Source organism: Lysinibacillus sp. FSL L8-0312 (assembly GCF_038003285.1).
GTDB lineage: Bacteria > Bacillota > Bacilli > Bacillales_A > Planococcaceae > Lysinibacillus > Lysinibacillus fusiformis_D.
In genome coordinates this window covers 464,294-476,667 of record NZ_JBBOOV010000001.1, presented here as the reverse complement: position 1 = coordinate 476,667, position 12,374 = coordinate 464,294, and the positions used below count along the sequence as shown (strand labels likewise).

At 34.5% G+C, this 12,374-nt stretch carries 14 protein-coding genes; 1 reads left to right on the top strand and 13 read right to left on the bottom strand.

Going from position 1 to position 12,374, the window contains the following annotated elements; all coding sequences use genetic code 11:
- Nucleotides 1–156: 156 nt before the first annotated feature.
- Together MHI22_RS02425 and nagZ are read right to left on the bottom strand one after the other, a co-directional pair.
- Nucleotides 157–1,614: a helix-turn-helix domain-containing protein gene (locus tag MHI22_RS02425; RefSeq protein ID WP_340810939.1), complete on the bottom strand. Its 1,458-nt coding sequence runs from the start codon at nt 1,612–1,614 to the stop codon at nt 157–159.
- A gap of 46 nt (nt 1,615–1,660) precedes the next feature.
- The gene (gene nagZ, locus MHI22_RS02420) at nt 1,661–3,346 is read right to left on the bottom strand and encodes a beta-N-acetylhexosaminidase (RefSeq protein ID WP_036127443.1); all 1,686 of its coding nucleotides are present in this window, start codon (nt 3,344–3,346) and stop codon (nt 1,661–1,663) included.
- 192 nt (nt 3,347–3,538) lie between these two features.
- Between nagZ and MHI22_RS02415 the strand changes: the two genes are divergently transcribed.
- Nucleotides 3,539–3,937 carry a hypothetical protein gene (locus MHI22_RS02415; RefSeq protein WP_058844985.1) on the top strand — a complete coding sequence of 133 codons (399 nt, stop codon included), beginning with the start codon at nt 3,539–3,541 and terminating at the stop codon, nt 3,935–3,937.
- Between the two features lie 185 nt (nt 3,938–4,122).
- Here MHI22_RS02415 and MHI22_RS02410 read toward each other — a convergent pair whose 3' ends face one another.
- The 11 genes from MHI22_RS02410 to MHI22_RS02360 form a co-directional block, all read right to left on the bottom strand.
- Nucleotides 4,123–4,872 carry a LytR/AlgR family response regulator transcription factor gene (locus MHI22_RS02410; protein WP_036127449.1) on the bottom strand — a complete coding sequence of 250 codons (750 nt, stop codon included), beginning with the start codon at nt 4,870–4,872 and terminating at the stop codon, nt 4,123–4,125.
- A 190-nt stretch (nt 4,873–5,062) separates the two neighbouring features.
- The gene (locus MHI22_RS02405; RefSeq protein ID WP_036127453.1) at nt 5,063–6,376 is read right to left on the bottom strand and encodes a sensor histidine kinase; all 1,314 of its coding nucleotides are present in this window, start codon (nt 6,374–6,376) and stop codon (nt 5,063–5,065) included.
- 55 nt (nt 6,377–6,431) lie between these two features.
- Entirely contained in the window at nt 6,432–6,566 is a 135-nt protein-coding gene (locus MHI22_RS02400; protein WP_196243770.1) for a cyclic lactone autoinducer peptide, read from the bottom strand.
- Nucleotides 6,567–6,695: 129 nt separating this feature from the next.
- Nucleotides 6,696–7,127, bottom strand: a complete 432-nt coding sequence (locus MHI22_RS02395; protein ID WP_036127456.1) for an accessory gene regulator B family protein — start codon at nt 7,125–7,127, stop codon at nt 6,696–6,698.
- 136 nt (nt 7,128–7,263) lie between these two features.
- Nucleotides 7,264–7,794: a hypothetical protein gene (locus MHI22_RS02390; RefSeq protein ID WP_036127458.1), complete on the bottom strand. Its 531-nt coding sequence runs from the start codon at nt 7,792–7,794 to the stop codon at nt 7,264–7,266.
- Nucleotides 7,787–8,413 carry an ABC transporter ATP-binding protein gene (locus MHI22_RS02385; protein WP_340810936.1) on the bottom strand — a complete coding sequence of 209 codons (627 nt, stop codon included), beginning with the start codon at nt 8,411–8,413 and terminating at the stop codon, nt 7,787–7,789. The genes MHI22_RS02390 and MHI22_RS02385 overlap by 8 nt, the downstream gene beginning before the upstream one ends.
- Nucleotides 8,414–8,425: 12 nt before the next feature.
- Nucleotides 8,426–9,160: a hypothetical protein gene (locus MHI22_RS02380; protein ID WP_036127466.1), complete on the bottom strand. Its 735-nt coding sequence runs from the start codon at nt 9,158–9,160 to the stop codon at nt 8,426–8,428.
- Between the two features lie 12 nt (nt 9,161–9,172).
- A complete protein-coding gene (locus MHI22_RS02375) occupies nt 9,173–9,982 on the bottom strand; it encodes a hypothetical protein (RefSeq protein ID WP_036127469.1) in 810 nt (269 codons plus the stop codon).
- Nucleotides 9,983–10,067: 85 nt separating this feature from the next.
- Nucleotides 10,068–10,466 carry a hypothetical protein gene (locus MHI22_RS02370; protein ID WP_036127472.1) on the bottom strand — a complete coding sequence of 133 codons (399 nt, stop codon included), beginning with the start codon at nt 10,464–10,466 and terminating at the stop codon, nt 10,068–10,070.
- 1,009 nt (nt 10,467–11,475) lie between these two features.
- A complete protein-coding gene (locus MHI22_RS02365; protein WP_271913097.1) occupies nt 11,476–11,682 on the bottom strand; it encodes a hypothetical protein in 207 nt (68 codons plus the stop codon).
- A gap of 158 nt (nt 11,683–11,840) precedes the next feature.
- Complete coding sequence (locus MHI22_RS02360) at nt 11,841–12,374, bottom strand: GNAT family N-acetyltransferase (protein ID WP_340810935.1); 534 nt, start codon at nt 12,372–12,374, stop codon at nt 11,841–11,843.

Sequence of the window (12,374 nt, the reverse complement as noted above, 5' to 3'; positions counted from 1 at the left end):
AAACGTTTTCATTTGCCATCAAAAAAACCCATAGCTGTTTCCAAACCAATTTCTCTTAAAAGAAATCGGTTCAGAAACTACTATGAGTATAAGATTTTTTTATCATAACAAACTAGACCAGATTGTTACGTAGTGTACAGGAAATAATTGACCAAATTACTGAAGCAATTCTTGGCGAATATTATCTAAATCCCTTTTTGAAGGAATCGTTGAAATAATAACAACGGGCACTGTCGTTAAGGCAACAGGAAAATTACTTATGACAAAATCAATGTGATGCTGCTCCACCATTTCGTCGGTTAGCCCCTTCATAATGGAAGTATTAATAATGAGCTGGTCTCCAATTTCGTTTTTTATCAAATTAGCTATATAATGACGGATAGAAAACTCCTCACCAATGACCAAGAAGGCTCGTTTACTTTTATAGCGTAGTCCTGAACGAACAAGTAAGGTGAGTTTGGTTAAATGAAAGTCATTATACAGGACAGAAGGGTATGTTTTTTGCCACTTTTGCATGCAGTTCTGCATATCTTGATAAATTTGCTGACACTCGATTTGAACATAGTTTGTTAAATTACTTTTTGCAATCGTCAACCATTCAGGAATGGCGTTATCGATTAAAAGCTTGTCAAGAAACTCATATACTTCCAAGATAAAACGCTCTTGCCTATCTAGATTGGGGTAAGCCTTAGCCAATATTGTTAATAACTGCTGCGCCATTTGATCGACTTCTTTATTCTTGTACAATTCAATTTCTTTCTTCGGCGTCATGTCAGACCCTTCATAATAATGATATTGGCTTAGGCTAAATAGGGATTGCATGAAAAACAATTCATTTTTTGGTAATTCTATAGAGAATCTTTCTTCCAGTGCCAGCGCAAATTCTTTTACTGGCAAATAGAAAATCCCACTTTCCCAAAGATAATCACCCTCAGCAATTTTGACATAGTTCCCTTTTCTCACTCTTTCAAGTACAATCGCTATTAAAAACGATAATTTCCGTTTGGAATTGATAAAATAAACAATGTTCTTCTCATTCTCTATATTCGTAATGGATTGATTGATAAAATCACAGTCACTATTCGTAAATGGCCATCCTGTAAACTCATAAGCATCACCATATAACTTCCAGTAAAAATAACGGATATTCAATTCATTTCCCTTTACGGCTGGCGTCGAGTATGTAATTCGTAGCTTATATGGCTTCAAATCGTGATTATTTAATTGCATAATCAATTTCTTCAAAGATGAGGTACTCATAAACATAGCTTCTGCAAGCTCCTCCATGGTGAATTGATGCCCATTTGTAAACAATAAATGCATTAGTCGATAGAAGATTGTTTGTCTAAGCATGCTTGAAACCACTTCACTAACTGTTGTACTTCGCCCATCGCGTTGTAGAAAGATTCCCTTTCCTCTAGACACTTCAATAGTCATCGCTGCTGGCAATTGCCTATTGATTTCTTCTACTAGCTTACGGATGGTTTTATCTGAAACATGTAAACTTTTTTCAACCTCCGCTAAAGTAAACCATCTTTGTTCAGCATCTAACAGCGTTAATAATCGACTAGCTAATTTGAATTCCTTATCCACGTTCTCACCCTTATCCATCATTCACAAAAAGGAACATACATTACTTGCTGTATGTCCCTCTCCATCTTTATTTATACATATTGAATACGTTTTCGATGTCTGTATTGAGCTTGTTGATATCAACTGCTGTCACGGGTTGATTGACAAGCTGATACTTTTGTTTTAGCTGCATGATTCGACGGACACTCTCATTAATGCGCTCCTCTGTTATGTCTCCATCATGGACGGCTGCCTTCACAGCTTTTATGGCTGATGCGACATTCGTGTACTCATGGGCGATTAATATAATATCACTGCCAGCCTTGATTGAATCTACAGCCGCTTGACCGATAGCAAAATGATTCGTGATAGCTTTCATCGTCATATCGTCTGTCATGACAACCCCATCGAAGCCTAGCTGCTCCCTTAACATACCTGTGATAATTTCCTTCGACATCGATGAAGGGTATTGTGGGTCAATCTTTGGTAATAAAATATGAGCAACCATGACCACATCGGCACCGTTATCAATGGCATCTTTAAAGGGGACAAGCTCCAGTTGCTTTAAATCGGCCAAACTTTTCGTCACCTTTGGCAATTCTAAATGGGAATCCACGGAAGTATCACCGTGCCCAGGGAAATGCTTGATTACTGGAATTACTTGCTTGGACTCTAGCCCTTTCATTGTCTGAATGCCTAATTTGCTGACAATATCGGGATGATTCGAAAACGAGCGATCTCCTATAATCGGATTATTCGGATTGCTATTGACGTCTAGTACAGGGGCAAAATCAAGGTTAAAGCCAAATGCCTTTAATTGTTCCCCTAGCAATTGACCTACTTTAAATGACAATTGGGATTGATTGATATCCCCAATGCTTTTATTCGTTGGGAAGTTTTTTAAAGGCCCTGGTAATCTAACCACCTTCCCACCTTCTTGGTCGGTTCCTATGAAAAGGGGCACCTGATTATTGGTATTGGCAGCCATTAAGTCATTCATCAATGTGACTGTTTGCTGAGGGGTTTCAAGATTATTACCATAAAGAATCAAACCACCCACTTTGTCATCTTGAATGAGGCTTGTTGTGTCCTGCTGAAGCGTCGTACCTGACACACCTGCAAACATCATTTGACCAATTTTTTCGTCCAATGTCATCTGCTTGACCGTATCAGCTGCTTGTTGCTTTAATTCAGTATAGACCGAAATATGATGAACGACAGGATTAGGATCACTGTCAGTCGGTTTTGGTAAAATCCATTTTAATTGATAGTCGGCATTCACTTGGTAGACAAGAATGATTTGATTGGTCGTTGTATCCTGATAATAACGAACCTCATCGGGTTCACCTAACTTATTTTTAATATCGGCTAAATGAATTTTCTTGATATCCTCTTTAAATGAACGAATATCAAAAGCATGTGAACCTTGAAAGCCAATCGTCACATCCTGATAAGCTTCATATCGTCCATTCACTGACTCCGTTACTTGCTGAGGCTCCCCCCATTGCTGATGAACCACTTGTTGATCCGCCTCACCTGCTGCAAACGGCACATAAGGGACTCTTCCTTCTAGTGCTAAACTGGCTATGTCCTGTAGGATGACCTCCACATTTTCTGACACCCCCTCTTGTTCAGATACTTCCTCTTGGACTGGGGATGGCTCAGAATTTCTTGTCGTTTGTGTGGCCGGCCGCATTTTTGTGCCGAGAAAAAAGAACAAACCCAGTAATATCAGCACGAGAACTAGGAGCAAACCACGTCTTCTTTTATGCATGCAAAAACCTCCTTCACCAAACAAAATGGCGACTTCGAAACAAATCTATCAACTAACGTTATCATAACTGCCACTTGAATTCAAAGCTCACGTTATGAACAGAATCACGGCCTTCTATAGAAAATATTATCGTAAGCTAGCAAAAATGCAAAAGAAGATGTTAAAATATTCACATAAAGGGGGAAGCAAAGCATGGGGAAATTAAGTAAAAGGAATATATTATGGATTGTGCCTATCGGTATTTTAGGGGTATTTTGGTACTTTTATGGCCCACAAAAGGATATTACAAACAATGAATATATTACATATGTACAAAACTATACGTATGAAAATAGTACAAAAACATTAGAAAGTGCCTTTGCCGCTGCCTGTGAAAATCCATATTGGGTTTATTTTGAAACACAAAAGGGACAGGACGTCGTAGAGTTCAAGGGGGATTGCCCCGTTGACAATGAAATAGCCAAGGTCAATGTGCAATTTCTTGTAGACAATGCCATCACAAGTGTCCAATCTGGTGCAATGCTTATTGATAGTAAAATGCAAGAGGAAGCAGAACGCGATCAATTTTTACTGACGCTTGTTCAAGAATAAAGGATATATGCCCTTATAGCTAGTCTATGAGGGTTTTTTGTGTAACGAAGGGCGGTGACGAAACATACAGATACAGACGGTCTCATAGATATTTTTTATAATTATCCAAATGGTTAATAAAGAAAATGCATGTTCCGCCTTACGTTTTGACTAGAAATGAGAAACGGCTCTTTGAGAAAGATTTATCATGACTTAAATGCTGTTAATTTTTCCTTTAAAAGTTTAACTTTTCGGAATGAAATAGGACACTTGTCGCCATTTAGCATAATAATCATCTTTGACTTCCAATTTATTTCGAGGACATTATTCAATTGAATCAAGTAGCTACGATGGCAGCGAAAAAATATTTCATCAAAACCCTCCTTCTCTTCTATCTCATTCAATTTTGCGTAGAACTCATAAAACCCTTGCTTTGTCGATAAAGTCAATTTATGAGGGACATCTGCAGCTTTAAAATATAAAATATCATCTAAATTTATATTTTTTACATATTCACCTACCTTAATTTGAAAATAGTGGGTGTCAAGTCGTTCACCTATATTTCGATATTTTGTAAAAGCAGAATTTAGAGCGCTGATAATACTATGCTGTAAGTCTTCTTCCTCGTCTTTTATAATAAAATCAAGGGCTTCTACTTGGTACTTAAATGTTAAGTGCAGCATTTCATTATGTGTAGTAATGAAAATTATACTTGCTAAAGGTAGAGCTGCCCGAATGATCTTCGCTAATTCTAGTCCGTTTATAGCTGTACCGAAATCAATATCTAAAAAGAAACAATCCACCTGTTCTTTTTGAATAAACTTTGCTAACTCTTCTGGAGATGCCGTATTTAATACTACTTTAATACCGTTTTCCTCAATAAACGTATAATTATTAATATAGGATTCTACTTGCTTTGCAAATACTACATTATCTTCGCAGATTGCCACTTTCATAATTTCTCTCCTTTTATCCATTACGTAGGTTAGTAAGGTAGCTACGCACATTTTATAGAGCTAATAATGATGGTTTAATGAGATGATGTGGGTAACACCCATCATTACCTCAAATTATGCGCTTTTTAACGGTACTCCTATTTCAGCTAGTGTTTGGCTTGAAGACCCACTGAAAAAGCAAAACAAGTATTCATCTCCTCCCTTTAAAGGAGGAAGTCTTCTGCTGACGCAAGATCAACAACTCTACATTAAACCAATTATCCTCTACGCTTATATTTAGTAACATATCTGACGAGGAATCTACTATTTTTTTCACGGTACTCAATCCTAAGCCATGACCTTGCTCTTTAGTGGTATACCCCTCCCAAAAAAGTTTATTTATATCAATAACTTTCTTATTCATTTTATTTCGAATAACAAAAAGCGTAGAATCCTTTTGTTCTATTACAGCCAGTTGAATAAATTCTTGACGATCTTCTACACAATTCTCGATTGCATTATCCAGTAGAATACCTAAAATTCGAGTTAAATCAATCAAATCTTCCTCTAACTTTAACGGATTGGGAACCTCTAGTGATACTTTCAAATTTTGTTCAATAGCACTACTTACCTTATTGAAAATTAAACCTTTTAATGCAAGGTTTTGGATATTGTTTAAATGGGCTAGAATTTTATTACTCTCCAATGTTTTTTGTTCAAACTTTAAAATTCCCTGTTCAAAGTAGGTTTCTAAACCTTCCCAATCTTTATCCGCTATATAGCCTTTCAAACTAAGTAAAATGTTTAAATAATCGTGTCGAAACTTTTGCATATCTTTATTCACTTGCTCTAAAGATTGAATATAAACGCTAAAGTTTGAAAGTTCCTTTTCCTTAACCGTTAACTCATATTTTTTTAGATAAATACTAATGATAATCCCAATTAAGACTATTAATAATATAAAATATACTGTTAACAAAATTGTATTAAACCTTAATACTTCAATTTTCGAATACTTAAATACACGAAAAATATTAAAATAAAAAACACCAATAGTACATACTATAGCCACATTAATCAGCCAAATTTCTTTTTTCGGCAATTTGAAGTATATCTTTTTAATTAGTAAGGACAATAGGTAAATGATGAAAATATGTATACAGATAAATACAACTGTTCTTAAAAAAAATTGAAATAATTCATCCTTAAATGACAGATTGAAAATAATAATTGTAGCCAAATGATCAGAAATTATAGCGACAATAATAACAATCCCCCAATAAAACAGACATTTTGTTTTTGGATTCCCCCATAAAAAGAAGATAGTCATTCCAACTAGTAGATAAAGTATTCCGCTCCAAAATATCATTTGATATAGAAATACTGATGGAAGAAAGATAACTAGTGAACTGAATAAAACTCTTTTCCATGATGGCCGTTCATTTACTAAGTAATAAAAAGAGGCCATTAATAAAGCATACTGTATAGGTAAATTAATAAGGTTGATGGTCCATTCGTGCAACATTTTGAAAAATCCCCCTTTTATACATAATAAAGTATAAAAGGGGTTAGATCAATTTTCATAATATTCTATCTTCTTTTAAATCTTCTGGTACTGATACTTCATGAAGATAACCAAAACACATCTGAGAGGCTCCTAAAGCTCCTAAATATAAAAATAAACTACGTAAAGTTCTGATAAAAAATTTAGCCATACGTAACACCTCCATTTTTTAAAGTTTGAATAAGTAATGTTGTCAATTGAATAGTTATACCAATAAGAATGTACTGAAACACTCCTAGAGGAATGACAACCATGAGAATCAATAATAAAAATAATCGTATTAGAAGCTTATTTTGTAAAAGTTTTTTTTTTCATCTTGAATTGGATTTATCAGTGTTCCAAGAGGTCCTATTAAATAAATTGAAGCAATGACAATTAAGCTACTTCCATAAACCATAGTTGCTGACAAATCAACAAGATTTAAAAAGTAAGGGAAAATTACAAATACAAACACACTTCCCAAAATGCACCCTTTATTTGTACGACTGTGCCATCCGTAAGTCACCTGTCGGAGGAATAAAAAACTAAAATGGACAATTAACACTTTCAAAAATACTCCTAGTAAAGCCGCTAAAATATAAACAACTAAGCCTTTTTTAATAATATCTGCTACGATATAAAATCCGAATTTCAACTTTACTTGCTCTTTCGAATCCATCGAATCTGTTATAAATTTATTTAACAGCTTTTCTTCATAGGCAAAGAACTGCAATCAATCACCCCATATTAATCTAACTCTAAATTGTCGATAGCATAATTGTACTTAGTGATTCATTCACCCACTTTGAATATTACTTTTAAGCTTCACTTAGGTCAGCTTATAAATTTTTTGCCCTACAGCTGCTTATTTACTTGGGTTCAATAATTACTTGGATATCATCAACATAATTTGTTAACTCCAATTCAATTTCTTCGGAACTTAAAAGTTTGATTTGATTTGCTTTTATATTCGTGATTAACTGTTCTGGTTCATATGAAACATTCAGCGATGTAAATAGTACTTCAAATAAACGCAGTACATCGTCCTCTATCTCACTTAGTTTTTTTCCAGGTTGGTTAATCAAAATATTAATGTTTCCTAATTTATCATTCTCTTTACTGTGATTGTTTTTATATTCAATTATCATAATTTGTTTACCAGTTTCATAACCCGTCTCTGTTTCGCTCAGAAACTTAGAAACATCATATTTTTGTACATGACGTTCAAATTCCCCTATTGTCATGGGGAAAGTCTTCAGATTGGCAAGTGATTCATCTGTCTGATCATCAGAAGTCTGTTCAGTTGTTGACGTATTATGAGGATTTCCCTTCACCCCATACGGTGCACATGCGGTTAATAACAATGTTCCAACTACCAGACAATACTTTAATTTATTCAACTAGTTCACCTCGTTCTAATTCGTATACTTGATCACATAGGTAATCAATATGACGTTCATCGTGACTTGTTAATAAAATTGTGGTTCCTTTATTTTTATATTCAATCAAAAGCTCTTGAATTTCTTTTACCGATTCCTTATCCAACCCGTTAAACGGTTCATCTAAAATCAGAATTTGTGGATTTTCCATAATGGCTTGTGCAATTCTTAATCGTTGTTTCATGCCTAATGAATAATTTCGTACCTTTTTATTTTGAGCTTCGCTTAATCCGACTTTTTTTAATGTTTGTATGACGTCCTCTTTCGTAATCTTTTTTTGGATATTTGCTAAAATTAATAAATTTTCTAAGCCTGTTAAATATGTAATAAACGGAGGTTGTTCAAGGATAATACCTGTATTTTTGATATATTCTTTACCAAAAACAATTTGTTTACCGTCAACCCAAATTTCTCCTGAATCAATTTTTGTAAAACCACTAACTGCCTTTAACAGCATTGTTTTGCCCGAACCATTATGACCAACCAAACCTATACAATTACCATCTTTAACTGTAATGGTAATATTCTTTAAAATCGCTTGTTCTTTTATACTTTTAGAAACTTTTTTTATTTCAATCATGACGCTGACTCCCTACCCTATTTCATATTTTGCGTTCCTTAGCATAATTTTTGAAACAACAATGATAAGCACCCCTAAAGTAATACCACTTTTAAAGAAAGGATCTTCTCCTATAAAAACAAGACTTAGTCCATTGATATTTAGATTTATTGCAAATAGACAAAGAATACCTATAAACATTACAAATAATGCGATAACCTCATTAAATTTTAAATAAATACAAAACATTAATTGTGTTAGGCCAATCACTAATAGAACACTCGTTAGGGCTAAAAAGATCATTTTTAACAGGAGTGTTTGCACATCTAGAAATTCCAAGCTATTTATTGTATAAATAAAACCGAAAATTGAAACATAGTAAACAAAAATAAATACGATACTATTTTTTATATACGATCCTTTAATAAATCTAAATGCTTCTTTTTTTGTATGGGCTCGAAGGAAAACGAATTGATAATATCCTTTTTTTAACAATAAAAAGTGATATGCCCCCCAAAATATAGCCAATAAATAAAACATAAATGGTCCTATATAGTGAAACGGGCTATTCCCTTCCATATATTCGTACATTGAGAAATTGATATTGATAAAAATTCTATCAAATACCGCCTCTTTCGGTAAAATTACATCATAGTCATCCATGTAGATAATGATCTTTTGAAACCCTTGTTTAAAATTGATATACCCCAATGTAAGTGCAGAAAGAATAATCACGCCATATTTGATTAGCTTTCCCTTTGCCTCCATCTAACTCACTTCCTAATATTCCATATTGCGTACAGTTTTATTGACACCAACTACAAGTAAACATAAAGAAATAATGAATAATAGAATCAGTGGCAGAAAAACTTCCACTGTTGTGTATAAAGTATTAAATGCCGTGAAACTTGCAAAAATATCAAACCATACACTTCCTGTATAACTTCCAATTCTCCCATATACAAAATAAATAACTACTACTAATAAAATAACTTTATATTCACGATCTGTTAATAGTATTAAAGCACAAGATAATAAGCTAAATACAAATGCTAGTGCCAAGTATATGGTGCAAGTCATGAAAATAAAAAATAAATAGGGATGATTACTATAAAAGTCTTTAGGAAGCATTGATGCAAAACCACCTATATTCTCAATACTTCGATAGACAAATATGGCTCCAATTGAATAAAAAATAAGAAATGAGCCTACAACGATGCTTGTTGAGAGTAACACATATTGAATTACATCTTTGTAAATCGCCTTTTTTAAAGATTTATAGCGATTCCTTCCAAAAACATATAAGCTCCTTTTCTCCGAAAACAAACCTAAAGTCGTTAAAATAAATAAGGCAGGAATAAAATTAATCAAATAAAACATAGAAGAGTCTACAAATATTTCCCACGTTGAAATTTGGGAAATAAAATTACGTCTAATTTCTTCTTTTGTACCAACTAAATCTTCCGCATTATAGTCCATTGTTAGAATCTCAAAAAAATGACTGGCAAAGCCCCACGATAAGGCTAGTCCTCCAACAAGAAAAAGGACATTCAGTAATATGTATCTGCTTTTAACTTTTAAACTAGGCATAAAACAACCTCCTGTCTCCATTACATAAATAGATAAAATATCGTCCAACTAGGTTATCTCTAGTTGGACGATATTTAAATCTGGCTTAGTTACTTGCCGCCCATGAACCACTAATTGTCACTGAACCGCCACCAGTGTCGTTTGTTTTTCGAAGTCCTAACTTGTACTGATGGTTAACTGCTGCGTTTACAGCTGCAAACGTTTTTCTTTCGCCTCGTTGAAGAGTCGTTCCTCCTCGATAAACATCATTAGAATTTTTCATTGTCGCAGTAATCCATGCAGTACCCGAGTCGTTTGCTAGATTAACAATTGCGTCAGTATCAGAATGTCTTACTGAGTAAGGAGCAAACTTCTCAGCCCCAGAATATGTAACTGTGAAATTTGTAAATGTTTGTGGATCCTTTGCTAACGCTTCTCCATTCATTGCTCCTAAAAAACCTAGTGATAAAGCACTTACCATTAATACATGTTTAAATTTTGACATAATTTTGCCCTCTCCTTTAATTTAGGTTTGTCACTGACTAAGGAAATTAATACAACAACTAGAAGAATAGTGGTTACATCATCCTCACCCCCTATAGTTATAATAATAGCGATTACAATTCACAGCATTTCCATTTACTATACTATCTGTTAAAAATTATATATATTTTTCGTCTATTTTCCACATTTTTTCTTATAAGTAGACTTTTACATCTTAAGCGTACTATCATTATTCTCCTTTCTCTTAAATTTCTACATTTCTTTACTATTTATAGTAGTAAATGGATCTTATTTCTTTTTTCTAGCAATCCAAATTGTCCAGCGATCCTTTTCAAAGATAGAGCCTTCTATGGTAATGGCCTTCTTTATATCCTCAAGAAGGGCCTATAATTATACGTCATTTAATTCATGCAAAAGACTATGTCTCGTTCTTCCTTACAAATGCTCCTTATTGGTATGAACCTGTCTTGTTCCCAGAGTGTGATTTCCTTAATTTCATGAAAACCCACTTCTTTTAAGCTTTCTATTACTACCTGACTGCTATGTCGACGCACCACTTCCTTTTGAATGAGACGATAAGCCACTTGAAAGAATGCGTTGAGATCTTTTAGATAATGTATCAATACCCGTTTAAGCACAACAACATAAGTATTTTCTGCAGGGCCTGCTGCTAAAGTATCCCCTTGGACAAATTGTGGATAAGCTCGGCAATTTTCTTTTGCCCCTCTATCATGGCTTGTGAAAAATCTCCTCCTGTTACAGAGGATACCCTCGTATTGATAAGTGACTTGGTATAGATGCCGCCTCCACAGCAGATATCAACCACCTGTGCCACATGTTGAAAAGGAATATGGGTTGTTAATGCTTCCTTCCATGAATTTTCTGTCTATCTTAGAAATGATCTCTAACTATACAACAATAAGATCTTCTATTCATCGATGCATGTTGCAATGTTTTCTCCCCTCTACAGATAAAAACCCATGCATGTACACGCATGGGTTGAGCTGCTATTAACGATTTCTTGAGGACTTTAAAATAGTCCGTTCAATCAGTCTTATTTCATTATTTAGCTTGGCAATTGCCGCTTCGATTTGTTGATAGCGCTCCATTTGGTTGACTTTCTCTGTTGATATTGAATCCTTTAAAGCGGCATGCCCTGCGTATAAGCTTGCTAGTAAATCTAGCTTTTGAAAATAAGCTGTGCTATATTGCTCCATAACACCCAGCCCCTCGTCAGATACTTTTTACACGAACAAATGAATTGTTGTTCATATTAGTACTATAGCCGAAAAAAACAGCATCGAAACCCAGCCTAAATCATTATTTATCATCCTTTTTTCACTAAATATTATTCTTTTAAAATAAAAAAGTGGCATTATTCTTCCTTTTTTAATAAAGAATAAATGAATGTATCATAGGCTTGCCCATTTTGATACATATAGTCTCTTAGGATGCCTTCTTGTTGGAACCCTAGCTTCATCAATAGTTGACTGGAAGCTTCATTTTCTAAAAAGACAACAGCTCCAATGCGATTCAGGTTCATGTCCTGAAAGCCATAGGCTATCACTTTTTGCACGGCTTCTTTTATATAACCTTGTCGCCAGTAATCGGGATGAATTTCATAGCCAATTTCTGCTCGATGATGCGCAGCCGACCATAAATGGAAGCCAATCGTACCAATGACTTCATTCGAATCTTTGCGTTCAATGCCCCAACGAATCCCTCTTTTTTGTTCAAAGTTTTTAGCAAACTGCTTAATAGCCTGTTTAGCCTGCTGTGTATCGACAAAGGGTTCCTGCCCATAATAGCGTGTTACAGCCTCATTCGAAAAGCAGCGGAAAATGGCTGGTACATCCTCTAAAGTTAGCTCTCTTAACCTAAGTCTTGCCGTTTCTAAAACTGGAAACAT